Source organism: Streptomyces sp. NPDC001852, assembly GCF_042891825.1.
In the GTDB taxonomy this organism is placed as follows: Bacteria; Actinomycetota; Actinomycetes; order Streptomycetales; family Streptomycetaceae; genus Streptomyces.
This window is the reverse complement of sequence record NZ_JBIATN010000035.1, coordinates 13,993-28,321: the sequence shown is the minus strand read 5'-3', so window position 1 is coordinate 28,321 and position 14,329 is coordinate 13,993. Positions and strand designations below refer to the sequence as shown.

Annotated in this window: 12 protein-coding genes and 2 pseudogenes; 8 read left to right on the top strand and 6 right to left on the bottom strand. The window is 69.4% G+C overall.

Annotated features, from left to right (window positions below; translation table 11 throughout):
• Positions 1-312: 312 nt before the first annotated feature.
• A complete protein-coding gene (locus tag ACFYZB_RS39810) occupies positions 313-1,212 on the bottom strand; it encodes a replication-relaxation family protein (RefSeq protein WP_388766753.1) in 900 nt (299 codons plus the stop codon).
• A gap of 823 nt (positions 1,213-2,035) precedes the next feature.
• Positions 2,036-2,911: a polysaccharide deacetylase family protein gene (locus tag ACFYZB_RS39805; RefSeq protein WP_388766751.1), complete on the bottom strand. Its 876-nt coding sequence runs from the start codon at positions 2,909-2,911 to the stop codon at positions 2,036-2,038.
• A gap of 98 nt (positions 2,912-3,009) precedes the next feature.
• Between ACFYZB_RS39805 and ACFYZB_RS39800 the strand changes: the two genes are divergently transcribed.
• Positions 3,010-3,543 carry a GNAT family N-acetyltransferase gene (locus tag ACFYZB_RS39800; RefSeq protein WP_388766749.1) on the top strand — a complete coding sequence of 178 codons (534 nt, stop codon included), beginning with the start codon at positions 3,010-3,012 and terminating at the stop codon, positions 3,541-3,543.
• Between the two features lie 26 nt (positions 3,544-3,569).
• Here the strand turns inward: ACFYZB_RS39800 and ACFYZB_RS39795 are convergent, their stop codons facing one another.
• A complete protein-coding gene (locus ACFYZB_RS39795) occupies positions 3,570-3,782 on the bottom strand; it encodes a hypothetical protein (RefSeq protein ID WP_388766747.1) in 213 nt (70 codons plus the stop codon).
• 74 nt (positions 3,783-3,856) lie between these two features.
• Between ACFYZB_RS39795 and ACFYZB_RS39790 the strand changes: the two genes are divergently transcribed.
• From ACFYZB_RS39790 to ACFYZB_RS39780, 3 genes and pseudogenes are all read left to right on the top strand, one after another.
• On the top strand, positions 3,857-4,195 hold the full coding sequence (locus ACFYZB_RS39790) for a transposase (protein ID WP_388766745.1): 339 nt from the start codon (positions 3,857-3,859) through the stop codon (positions 4,193-4,195).
• A 270-nt stretch (positions 4,196-4,465) separates the two neighbouring features.
• The gene (locus tag ACFYZB_RS39785) at positions 4,466-4,987 is read left to right on the top strand and encodes a hypothetical protein (RefSeq protein ID WP_388766744.1); all 522 of its coding nucleotides are present in this window, start codon (positions 4,466-4,468) and stop codon (positions 4,985-4,987) included.
• 1,512 nt (positions 4,988-6,499) lie between these two features.
• A pseudogene (locus tag ACFYZB_RS39780) lies at positions 6,500-6,688 on the top strand (hypothetical protein); the annotation flags it as partial.
• Here ACFYZB_RS39780 and ACFYZB_RS39775 read toward each other — a convergent pair.
• The 3 genes from ACFYZB_RS39775 to ACFYZB_RS39765 form a co-directional block, all read right to left on the bottom strand.
• Entirely contained in the window at positions 6,664-7,500 is an 837-nt protein-coding gene (locus ACFYZB_RS39775; RefSeq protein WP_388766743.1) for an alpha/beta fold hydrolase, read from the bottom strand. The pseudogene ACFYZB_RS39780 and the gene ACFYZB_RS39775 sit on opposite strands and share 25 nt — an antisense overlap.
• Positions 7,501-7,502: 2 nt before the next feature.
• Positions 7,503-7,835, bottom strand: a complete 333-nt coding sequence (locus ACFYZB_RS39770; RefSeq protein ID WP_388766741.1) for a DUF4440 domain-containing protein — start codon at positions 7,833-7,835, stop codon at positions 7,503-7,505.
• A gap of 1,211 nt (positions 7,836-9,046) precedes the next feature.
• Complete coding sequence (locus ACFYZB_RS39765; protein WP_388766740.1) at positions 9,047-9,220, bottom strand: hypothetical protein; 174 nt, start codon at positions 9,218-9,220, stop codon at positions 9,047-9,049.
• Positions 9,221-10,223: 1,003 nt separating this feature from the next.
• Between ACFYZB_RS39765 and ACFYZB_RS39760 the strand changes: the two genes are divergently transcribed.
• The 4 genes and pseudogenes from ACFYZB_RS39760 to ACFYZB_RS39745 all read left to right on the top strand — a co-directional run bounded on the left by ACFYZB_RS39760 (position 10,224) and on the right by ACFYZB_RS39745 (position 14,285).
• On the top strand, positions 10,224-11,306 hold the full coding sequence (locus ACFYZB_RS39760; protein WP_388766838.1) for an AAA family ATPase: 1,083 nt from the start codon (positions 10,224-10,226) through the stop codon (positions 11,304-11,306).
• An 86-nt stretch (positions 11,307-11,392) separates the two neighbouring features.
• Positions 11,393-13,212: pseudogene (locus ACFYZB_RS39755) on the top strand (VWA domain-containing protein).
• A 92-nt stretch (positions 13,213-13,304) separates the two neighbouring features.
• The gene (locus ACFYZB_RS39750) at positions 13,305-13,781 is read left to right on the top strand and encodes a hypothetical protein (RefSeq protein WP_388766738.1); all 477 of its coding nucleotides are present in this window, start codon (positions 13,305-13,307) and stop codon (positions 13,779-13,781) included.
• 42 nt (positions 13,782-13,823) lie between these two features.
• Entirely contained in the window at positions 13,824-14,285 is a 462-nt protein-coding gene (locus ACFYZB_RS39745) for a hypothetical protein (protein WP_388766737.1), read from the top strand.
• Positions 14,286-14,329: the final 44 nt, after the last annotated feature.

Here is a 14,329-nt window from a genome sequence, read left to right as displayed (position 1 = left end):
ATCGCCCGCCCAAGGATGCGCAATCACCACGTACCCGTTGACGCGCCGGGTGGGCCGAAGCGTGGTGGGCCCTGTGGTCGAGGCGACCATGGGCCCAACCACGGCAGGTAGGAACACGACTGCGCAGGCTCTGATTCGCCCGTGTGCGCAGACTGGGCAGCCGTCCACCAGTCTGCGCAACTGCTGGGCGCTCGGTGCGCAGTTCCTTGCGCAAGGCTGCGGTCGGGGTTGTGGTCGGGCCTGTGGTCGGAAAACTCTGCGCAGCTGTCGCACGGAGGCGGTGGGCGCTGTGCAGCGGCTGCGCAGGCCGGTCTACACATTTTGGGCGTGGCTCCAGACCACTCTGCGGTCAGGGTCCCGTATGGGGCGCCAGATTGGCTCGGACGGTCCGTTGTTGCGTAGGTCGACAAGGGATGCGGCCACCACGGGGACTACGCGCAGGAAGCCGGCCAGTGCCGGGTCGGCGGCGGTCGCGTGCAGGGCGCGGATACGGGTGGTGATGCCGGCGGGGCCGGTGCCGTCGAGGACGAACAAGACGCGGGGGAAGAGCGGGTAGCGCCTTCGCCATTCCTCCTGCACCGGTTCCTGCCCGATGGTCGGCCGGTGGCGACCCGGGGCGGCGGGCACGTAGTGGTAGAGGCGGGCGTAGGCGGTGAGCTTTGCGGCCAGCCGTTCCGGGCCCATGGTGGCCCGGTCGACCTCGACGAACGCCCGCAGCATCGACCCCTCGCCGTCCGCGGGTCCGCGCCGGTAGTACATCAGCGCGTCGGGGATGACGGACTCACCACCCCCGATGGGGTGGTAGACCTCGGGCAGCCAGTCCAGCGGCCGGCACAACTCGCCGCGGCGGCGCGCGTCTTCGAGGAAGAGGAGCGCGGTCTCGGTCACCGTCAGAGTGTGTCCGACCCGCAGTCGCGCGGCAGTGGGATCGGACACCGTCTTCGGCGGCCGCCGCCCGCGCAACTCCGGCCACTCCGAGGCGATCTGCACGCCGTAGGAGGTGGGAAACCACGCGCGCAGCCGTCCGGACTGGGGCAGGGTGATGCGGTCGATGAGTCCCTCATCGCGCATTTTGGCCAGCCGCCGCCGAGTCTGCTCGATGCGCACCTCGGGGGCGATCACCCGATGCATCTGTTCGGTGGTGGCCATCCGGTACTGCGTCAGCACCGCCAGCACTAGCCGGTCACCACCGCCCGCGTCCACGTCGGTCATCGTCGGCCCGCCTCTCTCGTACAGGGGCGGCGCCGTCCTGCCCGGCGCCGCGTATACCGGCTACAGCAGCAGGCAACCCTGACCGAACCACCGACCACGAAGGCCCGACCACGGTCACGATGCAACAACACCGCCCCCGACCGTGCCGGCATCCCCGCCGATATCTCCTCCGACAACTGACCGTGCCCTGCCGCACCCTGGACGACGTAGCCGCAGGTCACCATGCCTTACCTGCGGTGGTCGGGAGCCCGACATCCCCCTATGCGCCTCTCGCAGCCGACCCCGAAACAGAAAAGAGAAAGGTTGGGGCGGGCTGGGGCCAGCGATCGGCACGGCGGGGGATCGGGCGGCCTGGAGCTGTTGTTGCGCGTCGGCCGGGGGCCTCCACGCTCAACGCCGAGCAGGCCGGGCGCAGAGGGAGGGCTGATGGGCGGGGCGCAGCGGGGACGAGGTCACACGCCATCCCATACGCGGATCCGGCAGATGGGGCCGATGTCGAGGGACTCTATTCGGCGTTATTGAGGGCGAGTTCTGCCGAACGGCGCCGAAGGCTGCAGGCGGAACTGGCGCGCGCTGCCAGCTGTCTCGCCGATCTGGCGGCCGTGCCGGCGAAGGCGCGGGCTTCATCCGTTGGTGTGCGGCGCTCCCGGTGGGGACGCAGGCGGGCACTGGCCGAGCGTGGTGCTCTATGGATCGCAGCGCGGTTCGGCAGGACATGTCGGACACGCCCTGAACTCACCCGTCAGCTCCTTACTCGTATGGCTCGGCGCACGGGAGGGGCCGTCCGGGCAACAGAAGTCAACCGTGACGTCAGGGGCGTCGGTCAGTGCAACGTGGGTGGCTGGATGTAGTCCTCCAGGCGAGCCACGGCGAAGCCTTGCTCCTGGATGCGCTTGAGCAGGCTGGAGAACATCTGCGTCATCGTGGCGCCCTTGAGCTCCGAGGGCCCGCGGAAGTGAGCCAGGATGATATCCCCGGGATGCAGCTTCTTGTCGGGAAGCTGGTACGCCAGGTTGCGGATCTGCATGGACTCCCGCCACCAGACGATCGCCCTGGGCCCGCACTCGCCCACCGCGGTCTTGGTATTGGCGTTGTACGCGCCGTAGGGCGGGCGGAACAGCAGCGGTGCGGTGCCGTACTCCTTGATGAGGATCTTCTGGTCGCCGCACACCTCTTCCTTCTGACGGGCCAGTGGGAGAGTGCTCATCACGGGGTGGTGCAGGGTGTGGTTCTGGATGTGGTTGCCCAGCGCCTGCAATTGCCGGAAGTACCCGTAGTCGGACTTGATGACGTCGTTCATCAGGAACATCGTGATCGGGATCTTGAGGTCCCGCATCATCTCGACGAATCTGGGGTCTTTCTCCTGCCCGTCGTCGATGGTGATGAAGACGACCTTCTGCGAGGTCGTTACGTGGGTGAAAACCGGAACCGTGCCGGAGGCGGTGAGCTTCACGGGTTTGTCAGCAGGAGGCTGCGGGGCAGCGGGCAGCGGCGTCAGGCCCCACTTGCGCCAGGCCGCGGCGTCGGCCGTGCCCGGCGCGGCACTGGTTCTGCCACCGCTGGCGGCAGGCTTCACCGGGACAGCGGACGGGTGGGTCGCGCTGCCACCGCCCGTGTCGCAGCCGCCCACCGCCAGGACCGCCACAACCGCCCCCGCCAGTGCTCCGCAGAGCCTGCCTCGTCTGTTGTGCCGCTTCACCACTGCGCCGGTCTCCCCAAAGCTGCCGTGTGCCGTGCCGTACCTGATCCTGATGGAAAGATAGCCCGACCGTACGGAAAAGGGATCATTGGCCAGAGTTGGCTACGGCTGCGCGGCGCCAGCCCAACTGGAGGCGAAGCAATGGCGATCAAGTTGGTGTCCGTTTCGCCTGCGCAGGACGAGCTGATCGAAAGGCCGTAGCCCTGGGTGACCGCTACACGAACACGCTCGGACTTCTGACGCCTCCTGATTACCGGAAGGCAGCGGAGGACGGCGGCCTTCTGGCCGCGGTTGAGGCGGACGAGGCGCTCGGCTACGCGCCGTTCGGACTGCCGAAGAGAAGCACGCGTATTCGGCTCGCACACCTGCGTGTGGCGGAGGAACAGCGCGGCCGGGGAATCGCCCGCCGACTGGTGGAGGGCATCAAAGAGCGGTACCCGCAACGACTCGGGAGCAAGGCCAAGTGCCGACGGGACTACAACCTGAGCGGGATGTGGAGGAGTCTCGGCTCCGTCCCTGATGGCGAGGTGCAAGGCGGGACCGGGACGGCGAAATCCTGGATGGATCCTCGTTGGACCTCGGCCATCCGCACCTGTTCACGGAGATGGAGAGCGATGCGCTCCTGGTGGTGACGGTCGACCATGGAGTGTTCGCCGATCTACGCCGCCTCGCTGACACGGCCGCCGCGAAGGAATCCCGCGCACTGGAAGCCGGCTGGATGGCGGATCTCGTCGAACTCGCACACACACCCCAGCTGGTTCATCAGATCGGCGACCTCACAGACACGGCAGAGCGTCAGCACCAGCGGGCGGCTCCGACCGGCCTGCGCAAGTTGTCCCCTGACTCGGCAGTTGTCGACGAGCGAACCCATGAACTCCTCGTGGCCGCAGCCACACGGCGGGCCTGGGCTATACAAGGGCCCCGCCCGTCCAAAGCTGCTGCAGCGTGCAGGCGACCGTCGTTGTGGGGCATCAATGTTGGACGGACGACCGCGAGCGCTGCCAGGCTGCGAAGGCCCCCGACGAACGCGTCTTCGCCACCAAGGGAGAGCTGGCCAAGCGCCTCGTACTACGTGCCGTGGCCTCCGCTCTCTCCCTCGCCTGGGTGACCGCGGACGCCGCCTACGGGCAGGAGGGACGGTTCGTGTCGGGAGGTCCGGTCCCTGCGGGTCCGCTGCGGGTGCGGCGACACCCGGCGGAAGCCGCCCGCGGTCCGCGATCTCCGCCGGGACTACTGCAGTTGAGTGACAGCAAGCGCGGCTCCCCGGAGACCCTCACAATCTGACGAGCCGATTTCTTTTACCTTCTTCTGGGGGTCGATGTGTCACCCAGCAGGCGGTCACCTGCGTGTGCCACCCATGGAGGTCATCGGATGAATCTTCGTGCCTGGGTTGCAGCACCGCTGGCGGGCGCGGCTGTCGCTCTCGTGTCTGCGTCGACGTGCGCCGCTGCGCAGGCCCCTGCACGGCACGCGGCCGCCTTCCCGCGGCTTCATGAAGACGAAGACGACGGGCCCCACGGCCCCTGGCGTCCCTGCCACAGTCAGCGCGGTGTCGTGCTCATCGACAAAACCCTGAGGGCGATTCTGACCAATGGCCGGCGCGGGCCGGAGGCTCTCGTCCTCCAAGGCACCCCGGGATCGTCCTCCTCACCAGCAGCACCCTGGACCAGCTTCACCGTCTCGACGTACCTGGACGTCAAATACCCCACCCAGACCACCGGCCAGTACGAGTTCGAGATCCGTGACTTCTTCAGGGTGCACCCGCTCTTCGTGGTGAGGGCCTTCGACAACCACAGGCGAGCCTTTCCCTTTCCGGCCACCCACTGCGAGAAGGGCAAGGACGACGGAGACCGCGCTCGTCCGCATGGCGGTCCGACTCCGGGCGGGAGTGGCTCTTCCGGCGCCCCGCTGCCTGGGCGGGGTGCCCCTTCCTCCGTTCCGCACGACAGCACGGCCGCCGGCTGGAGCACCGACCTCCTGAGCGCGAGGAACGTCGCGATCGCGGCCGGCGGTTTGCTGGTGGTCCTGGGAACGCTGGCCACGGCCTGGCTCCGCCGACGCGGATCTGCCGACTGACAGTCGACCGGAAGAGGAACCGGCAGCACCTCAGGTCTCTGACGCCACGGCACATCAGGAACCCGAGGTGCGCGAAGTTCTCGGCCTCGACGGTACGGGCGCGGCCATCACCCGAGCGGGGCCATGAAACGCGCGTCCCCTGGACGGGACGGCGCTGACCGTCCACCGCATCGCACGACCGTGCCTACCGCTCCGCCGGGCACAGACAACACGGCGTGGACGTGCAGATCCTCGCGGCCCCCGCCGGCCGCCCGGCTGGGGGCCTCGCCCGCCCCGCCCGGCGCTCTCCACGACGTCCGTGCCGCCCCTGAGAGCGGCATCGCCCACGGTCTCGTCCGGGCCTGCGTCAGGTGCCAGAGCACTGGCGCCACCCCCGCCGGGCATGGCGACACCTACGCCGACTCGGATGCTGTCCACTCGTGCGACCGGCCTGGTTCAGCCGTCCTCGCCCTCCATCTGGCCGGCATCAGCTGTCTCACGGTCCGGTACCGGCAGGCCGGCCCCGGTGCCGCGATCGGGGTGAGAGCCGAGCGGGTCTTCGACCGACGGCAGGACCTGCGGTTCAGCTGTCACCGGCGAGTGCTCACCGTCACTGCTACCGGTCCCCGGAGGTTCCGGTGAGGGAGCGGTCGGAAAACGCTGCTTCCGGCGATGGACGACGTGACCTGCGTGACTGGATGTGGGCGTGGGGCCGGGCTCGGCCATGGGGCTAGCCGACTGGTGGGGTCTGGCCAAGTGGCTGCGAGTGACCGACGAACCGTCGCCCCCGGAGGAGGGCGGGGTACCGGAAGGGCTGGGGGTGGCCGAGGTGCCCGAGGGACTGGGGGTGGCTGAGGGGCTCGGGAGCGGGTCGTGGGGACAGAGCCAGTCAGAGTCCTTGAACCCGAAGCTCAGGCCCCACTCCTTGTCACAACCGCCCCAGTAGGGTCTCACCCAGCCGCAGTAAGGGCCGCCGTAGCTCCAGCAGGGAAGCGCTGATTGCTGCGGGACCGGATCCGTAGCGGGTGCGTGGGCTTTGCCCCGCGACAGGCCGGCAGCGCTGACCATGCGGACCTGCGTGGCATCGGAACTCCCGGGCACCCAGTCCGCGACGAAGCAGGACAGGCCGATGGCTGAGACGGAAGCCGCCAGCGTTGCAGCGGCGAGTGCACCGCGGATCAGGTGCATGACGCCCCCTCTCGGCTTCGTGGTCCGCGGCAGGTGCCGACGAGACTCTGTGCACGGGCGCCCCCGCTGTGGGGGCTGAAGCCGAACGTAAGATTTGAAGACCGTCCCAACAGCCAGCGAACCGCCGGTCTGGTGGCCCTGCTCCGGTTTTTCACCCGAAGAGTCCCGTCTCCACCCGTGGACGGCCGCGTTCTTCCCGCGCGAGCCGGGGCGAGAGCAAACAGGCACGCTGCCGCGTCGGTGGCCGCCGCGGCAATGGCCCTCGTGCGGGATGGGGACGGATTTTGGGCGTCAGCGCGCCCCCATGCGCGTACCGATGACGACGTCGTACCGCAGCCCCCCCGGGTCGTGGAACGCGCCTTCGCTCACCTGCACTGGTTCCGCCGCCTGCGCATCCGATGGGAGATTCGCGACGACATCCACGAAGCCTTCCTGAGCCTCGGATGCTCGTTGATCTGCTGGCGTCGACTGGCGGCAGTTCAGACGACGCCCAGGCAGTCAGGCGCGAGTCAGCATTCAAGTGGGCGTGGATGATGCCGAGCAGGACAGCCGCCGAAGAAGCCTTGACCGGCTCGCCCAGCCGCGTACGCGGCGAGAAACGGACGTACCACCGGCAGGGCGAGGTCGAGGCGCAGGAATGTGTCGAGGTGCCCGCAACCGGGCAGTTCGGCGCAGGTCGCGCCCGAGATCCGAGCAGCGGTGTCCTGGATCGACCCTAGCCGGGGGTCACGGTCGCCGGCGAGCAGAAGCACCGGTACAGGGGTGTGCGCGAGCCTTTCCAGGACGCCGTCGCGGGCGTCAAGGGCGGCGGTCAGCGCTGCCAGCGCATGCGGGTCGGCTGCCTGCATCGCCGCGCGCATCCATGCCGGGAGTGGTCTTTGACGTTCCAGCATCTCGATGAAGGGAGCCGTTCCCCGAGAGCGGAACAGTTCGACCTCCTGCTGAACCTCCGCCGGAGCAGCTGCGACACGTCCGCCATGTGCCCCGCCGGCAATCAGCGCGGTCAGCCGTTCTGGCTGCCCAGCCAGCAGGTTGAGGCCGATGATGCCGCCCATCGACGCACCCCAGAAGGCCACCCGGGATATGTCGAGTGCGTCGAGTACGGCCACGACATCACCTACCTGACGGTCGATCCGGTAGCTGTCCACATCGTGGGGTGCATCGCTCCCACCGTGGCCACGGGCATCGACGAGAACCAGGCGATGGCCCCCGGCAAGTGCGTCGACATAGCCAGCCGACCGCCACGTCGTGCGGTCCCCGAAGAAACCGTGCAGCAGCACCAACGGCGGCCCGGTGCCCACAACCTCGAAGGCGATCCGAACTCCGTCGCCGCTGGTGACCTGCACCGTCAGTCGCCCTGGGTCGGGACGGGCGTGGCCTGGTGGTAGTACATCCGCCAACCCGTCTCCTCGCCCAACCTGCGCCACAGCGAGCTCCGGCGCGCCCGCCGTCCCTCGATCATGGTCTCGTACGTCAGGTGCACCACACCGGGAGCCAGCACGACACCCCTCATACCTGAGGGGACATACCGGGGACCCTCCTCCGAGCTGCCGGATATGTCCGGCAACTCGGCCAGCATCTCCTCGTACGACCACCGCCGGCCCGAGGCGCCGACCTCCACGAACTCCGGGTCCAACAGCTGCCTGGCCTCCGCCCGCGACGTTCGCACGGTGGGATCCATGAGCCGCAGCTCCCCCTTGATTGCCTCTTCGACCTCATTCGCTTCAGCACGCACCGCTGCATCATCGCCCCACCCACCGGGCTCACCGCAACCACATAACCCAATGCTCAGCGCCCGAGCAGATCATCTGGCCGCACCGGCCAACTTCCTTGCAGCAGATGCTGTCGGGCGCTCTCGGCCCAGCACCCAGGACTGGAAGGATCCAACCACCACAAAGATCATTTCGTTAGGAGTTCTTAGCGGAGCGAAGCGGTCCGCCCGTTGCTACTGGGACCGGATGCGCCCAGCCCCTGGCGGTGGAGGGGGCGTCGTCCAGTGCACGATGGCGAGCGGCGGTCTGGAGGAGCTGGCGGGGGTCGGGGCCAGCCGTCCTCGGCTTGGGCGAGAGCGGCGGCCAGTGCAGGCCAGGCCGCGTCGTCGAGGACCTGCTCGGCGTGGTCGGGCAGGACCGTCCGTATGTGCTGGGCATGGCGTTCCACCGTACGAGCGGGCGGTTTGCGCTGGGCCAGGGCTGTTACTGAGATTCGCCGCGTGATGTCGCTCGCTTCGGCTCCCCGGGCTGCGGTGATGGCCCAGACACGAGGGGCTCGATTCGAAGAGCAAATGTAGACGTCGAGGTGCGGGAGCGCGAGGGCCGGGCGGCCAGGAGGAGAAGAGGCACGAAGGCGAGTTCGGCAAAGGCCACGAGTGAGAGGCCTTCGGCTGCGGTCGGGACGGCGGCGGCGAGGTGGCCGAGGGCGAGGAAAAGGAAGTCCCTGGACCAGGTTGCGGTGGGTCGGCGGTATGCACGGGCGAATGCCCTTGCAGCGCCCCACACACATGCCACGACCCAGAACAAGGCGAGGGCCAAGGAGACATAGCCGATCCACGTAGTGCCGGGGCGACCAGGCTCGCGGGGGAAGGCCAGAGCGATGACAGCAGTCCCGGCGAGCAGAACAAACAGCGGGATGGCCTCGACGATCAAGGCCAGTCCGAGGGCGATGCAGGCAATCCTGCGCATCGGCGCTCCTCTGCGGAGGGGTAAAAACAGAAAGGTGACGGAACGATCCCGGCCGGAGAAGGGTGCCAAGCCAGTGATCACCCGGTGATCGACCCCGAATGATCCTGCCGGGTTGGCAGGATCATATGCTCATGCTTACACCTGTTGATCTCCGAGTCGTTTCGCTCGCGGATAAGACATCGCTGTAGCTCCGAGTGCCGCGCGAGCGACATCACGCGGCGAATCTCAGTAGCGGCTGAGCCGCCGCCTCGTCGTAGGCGACCTGGAGGTGGGCCAGGGTTTGGTAGGCGGCGGCGACCTGTTGGTCGTGGCGGCCGGCCTGATGCCAGCGAGCCGCGGCGATGTCGACGGTGTTGTTCTGGCCGTTCTCCTCAGGCTCGGCCATGTCCGTCGAGCCGAAGGGAACTGCATGCGATTTCCTCCCCGCGAGGGCGCGTAACGGCCAGACGTCGTCCGTGCCGAAGTCTCCGGCTCGACGCCCTGCGGTTCAGCCCGAATCCAACGGGCTGATTCCGGGACTCGCTGACGTCCGCCCCGTCATATCCGGTGTCGTATCCACCGTCGGGTCCGTGTGCGTGCTTGGATACGACGCCCTCATTCCACCCGAGAGCGCAGGCCAGGGCTCTACGAGCCACCTGTGGGTGAGGGCGACTGTATATCGGTGCAGCAACGCATCCCGATCTCCAACAGCTCGGCGCTCCGGCTGCTTCCTCGCACATGTCGGCACGTCCGCCAATTCGCCTCGTGATCAGCAGGCTTGCGGTCCGCTTCCCTTAACTTCACAGCCCATGCCTATGCCGGCGCCCGTCCTGGCACCGGACGCCCGGCCATGAGGCGGTCCGAGGGACGGTGAGAGCGTCCCGGTCCAGGCCACACCTGCAGGCGGAGTCGAGCGCACACTCGAATACGTGCATTCCAGGCGACCGGTGTGCCTCCGTTTTGGTCGTGCGTGCCGCAGGCCACGACGCCTTGTGTCGTCGCGGCGTAATTTCCCCTGAAAACCCGTCGTGAATTCACGAGAATTCCAGCATTATCAAGCCGGAATCCTGCTTCAAGCCGGGTGCGGGTCGAGCTATATTTGAATTGTTCCCGAGAAGACTGGGAAAGGGAATCCCCCCTACAGGGTCTGCCTGAAAACGGATGACGGGTGGAGTGTGCCCCCGCGAGGGCGGTTATTTCAGAATTCGAATTAGTTGTTTCCCGGTCGAGAAATGGAAGGAATTCGCCCGATGACGAGCCCTGCCGTGCCCGCCCCTGCCCCCACGCCCGCATCGTCCACCCTGGTATCCGCGCAGGCTGCCTCCACACAGCCCAGCGCGCCCACGCCCCCGGCGGGGCCGCCGCCCGGCCCGGTCGGCAAGGCCCGCCCGGGCGAGCTGCGGGCAAGGATCGCCAAAATCCTCGCCGCCAACCCAGACACCGGGTTCACAGTGACCGAGCTGGCGAAGATGCTGGGGCATTCGGGCGGGGCGGTCGGCAACGCGTGCGAGACACTGGTCTGCCGGGGCGAAGCAGAACGGTCGGGCGCCAAACCCCGCACCTACCGGGCGACTTCCATGACGGGCGCAGCAGCCCAGCAGGCCCCGGGACCCGCGCCCGAACCCAGCCCGGCTGCCTCGGTGCCGCACCAGTCGGCCAGGCAGGCACCACTACCGTCCCCCTCACCGGGCGGGCGGCCGGAGCCGATCACCCGGCCCAACGGGCAGAAATACCACCCCAGGGCCCTGGCACAGCTGCCGGACGTCGAGGCGCTGCGGCGGCTCCGGGAGGCGCAGGTACCGGTATTGCTGTACGGGCCGCCGGGGACAGGGAAGACGTCGCTGATCGAGGCGGCCTTCCCGGACCTGATCACGGTGGCCGGAGACGGTGACACCACGGTCGGCGACCTGATCGGCGAGTACACCCAGGACTCAAGCGGCGGCTACGAATTCATCTACGGCCCCCTCGTCACCGCCATGCAGGAGGGCCGCGCCCTCCTCCTGGACGACGCCACCCTGATCTCCCCCAACTTGCTGGCCGCCCTGTACCCCGCGATGGACGGACGCAGGCAGATCCAGGTCAAGGCGCACAAGGGCGAGACGATCACCGCCTCCGACGGCTTCTACGTGATCGCCGGACACAACCCGGGCGTGCACGGCGCGATCCTCACCGAAGCCCTCGCCTCGCGATTCAGCGTGCAGATCCAGGTCGGCTCGGACTACGACCTGGCCGCCGCCTTGAAGATCAACCGCACGGCGGTGCGCATCGCCCGCCACCTCGCCGCCAGCCAGCAGGCCGGAGACGTCGGATGGGCCCCGCAACTGCGGGAGTTGATCGCCTTCCAGAAGATCGCCGACGTGCTCGGCACCGAGGCCGCCTTCGCCAACCTGGTCGGCATCGCGCCCTTGGAGGACCGCGACACGGTCGCCGAGATCGTCACCAAGGCCATCGGCCGCCCGGTCACCGCCCTGGCCCTGGGCCGCCAGCTCTAACACACCCGCCCAGGGGGCCGGGAACACACCCGGTCCCGGCCCCCCAACCCTCCACCAGCCTCCTCCCGGAAAGGGCCCGATCACCCATGCCTGCACCCGCCCACCTCCTGCCCGCACCACCCCCGCTGACCGAGCTGGAATGCGACCTCGCCCCCTGGGCGGACGACGGCGGCCCCCTCCACGAGCCGCGCCCGCGCCCGCAGGCCGCGCAGTGGCTGCGGATCTCCGCCGCCCTGGGGGAGCGGCTTCCGGAACTGGCCGGACGCGAGGACGTGATCGTCACCTGCGAGCCCGGCACCCGCTCCGGTGCCCCGGCCGCTTTCTACCCCGCCCCTCGCCCAACTGGAGATCGACGCAGGCCTGTTCGCCCCGCTCCACCCCGCTACCGTCCACCCCACTCGGGTCAGCGACGAACTGCGCTACCCGGTCGCCTGGGGAGCCTTCACCCACGAGGCCGCCCACGCCGCCCACAGCCGCTGGAGCACACCAGCCGCGCTACGCGGCACCGCACTGGATGCGGCAGCCCAGCTCCTGGAAGAGGCACGCGTGGAGAAGGCGCACCTGGCCCGCCGCCCCGGCGACCGGGGCTTCCTGCGGGCCGCCGTACAGAGCCTGGTCCTGCCGGACTTCAACGCCCAGACGCCCACCGACCCCTGGCAGGCCGGGGCGGCGGCGGGACTGATCCTGGCCCGCCGGGACGCAGGCATCCTCGACCCGGACGAAACCCAGCCCCTCAACGAGGCACTGACCACCCTCCTCGGACCCGACCTGCTGAACACCCTCGCGCAGATCTGGACGGCCGCTCACGCCACCGCCGACGAGGACGCACAAGCGATGATCAAGCATGCCGAAGCCTGGTGCCAGGCCCTCGGAGCCACCCCGCAGGCACCGGAACCCACCCCTGCTCCCACCGGCTCCAGGGGCCAACTCGCCGACGTGGTCGGCAAGATCGCCGCAGCGGTGGCGGCGAACGAAGCCGAGCAGGCGGCCGCACAGGCCCGCGCCCATGCCGCCAGCAGCACCCGCGCCCGCGCGAAGGCAGCCCAGGCCGCCCACGCCCGCCAGGCCGCCGAGATCGCCAAGAAGGTCTTCACACCCGGGGCACGCCCCTTCACCCCCGAAAGCCAGCGCAGCAAGGCCCGTTACGCCCCCTCGCCGGTGACCGGTACCCGCCCGCCCACCGCCCGTAGAGAAGGCAGCGGCGGGACGGCTGGCTCGGGCATTGACGGCTGCGGCCTACCGAGAACGCACCGTCACCGTCACCGCCTCGGCGGTACCGCCCGGGCGGCTGAGTATGCGCGGCGCCCTGGCCCGGGACGCGCAGAAGGCGGCGGGCGCCATTCCCACCGCCCAGCCCTGGATCCGCACCCAGCGCCGCCAAGGCCCCACCCCGCCCCTGCGGGTGGGTATCGCGGTCGATGTCTCCGGCTCGATGCACGCCGCCGCAGCCCCGATCGCCTCGGCCGCCTGGATCATCGCCAAGGCCTCCGCGCTGACCGACCCGGACTCGCGCACCGCGACCATCGCCTACCGCAGGGCCCTGACCGCGATCACCGCACCCGGCCGCACCCCGGCCCGGGTGACCGAGTTCGACGCCGACGGCGGCGGCCACAGCCTCGCCGAGGCCGCCGATGCTCTGACCGCAGCCCTCGACCTCACCACACCCGGCGCGGGCCGCCTGCTGGTGATCGCCTCCGACGGCCGCTACCGCCCCGACGAGGCCACCCGCGCAGCCGACCGCATCACCACCCTCCGCGCGGCGGGGTGCGCGGTGCTGTGGCTCGCCTTCGAACCCGACCCCCGCCCGCTGCCCGGCGCCACCCTCCTGGAGCTGACGGACCCGGCCCAGGCCGTCACCGCCATCGGCAAGGCCACCACCGCCGCCCTCGCCGCCACCAACCCCTAACCCCGCCGGGTGCCGCCCCGGCAGGTCCGGTGCGGCACCCACTCAGCCAACCCATCACCGTTCACCCACCACGACTGCCAAGGAGTCCCCCGATGACGTCACTCGCCGAACGCGCCCACGCCGCCGCCGCGTTCATCCGGCACAACACCGCCGTCAGCCCGCACGGCCGCTACCGGGGCGAGAAGCACGCCCGCACCGCCGTCCGACTGGCTGCCGCTCTCGGCCTCGGCCTGGACCAGATCACCACCGCGCCGGACTGGCTGCGCCGCCGCACCATCCCGGGCGAGCCGGTCCTGGCCACCGCCACCTGCCCCGACACAAACGAGCAGTACGTCTTCCTCGCCCGCTTCCCGATCTACGACGACGAACCCTTCGAACTCCTCGGCCCCTGCCCCGAATGCTCCGGTCAAGTCCCTCTCGCCTTGGTCCGGCACCTCGCCGACCTCGGCACACATTTGGCTCGCCCGCCGCTCAGGCCCGGTGACATCCCGGAGGTGGACACGGTGCCTGACACCTTCGGGGTCGACGAAGGCCATACCAGCACCTGCCGCTACGGCGAAAGCCGCTGACACCCCCACCATCGCACCCTCAACAGGAAAGGACCGCGAGTCATGACCAACCGCATCAGCCGCATCCGTGGCACCGCTGCCCGGACCCACAGGGCCTCGTCGTCACCTGGCAAGGCCACCGACGCCAGGCGTTCCCCCGGGCACGAGACTCTGCTCACTGCCCTCGGCGAGGACGGATACCAACGCCTCCTCCGCGAGCGTCACGAACGCGGCACCGCTCTGGGCGAACTGGCCGACCTGGTCCTCAATACAGCCGCCGAAGCTGACCGGCTGCACGGCAAACTTCGCCGCCACGCCACCCACGTCCGCGACCGCCTCAGCGACCTCTGCGACCCCCACATGGACCCGGGCTTCGTCCCGGTCACCGGACTCCTCGCCAGCGTCGGCCACACCACCGACCTGCACGCCGCACGCTTCACCCAACAGATGAGCCAGCTCGCCCTCGTCTTGGCGAGCTACCAGGTCGCTGTACGGCATACCGGATACGTGACCGGCCGCAGTTGACCATGCGAGGGCCCACGCCCGGGCCCCCGCCCCACCCCTGCGCG

Coding starts and splice junctions, on each gene's coding strand:
- ACFYZB_RS39810 (WP_388766753.1), bottom strand. CDS start 1,212: ATGACCGACGTGGACGCGGGCGGTGGTGACCGGCTAGTGCTGGCGGTG.
- ACFYZB_RS39770 (WP_388766741.1), bottom strand. CDS start 7,835: ATGGATCCCACCGTGCGAACGTCGCGGGCGGAGGCCAGGCAGCTGTTG.
- ACFYZB_RS39765 (WP_388766740.1), bottom strand. CDS start 9,220: ATGGCCGAGCCTGAGGAGAACGGCCAGAACAACACCGTCGACATCGCC.
- ACFYZB_RS39795 (WP_388766747.1), bottom strand. CDS start 3,782: ATGGGTTCGCTCGTCGACAACTGCCGAGTCAGGGGACAACTTGCGCAG.
- ACFYZB_RS39745 (WP_388766737.1), top strand. CDS start 13,824: ATGACCAACCGCATCAGCCGCATCCGTGGCACCGCTGCCCGGACCCAC.
- ACFYZB_RS39750 (WP_388766738.1), top strand. CDS start 13,305: ATGACGTCACTCGCCGAACGCGCCCACGCCGCCGCCGCGTTCATCCGG.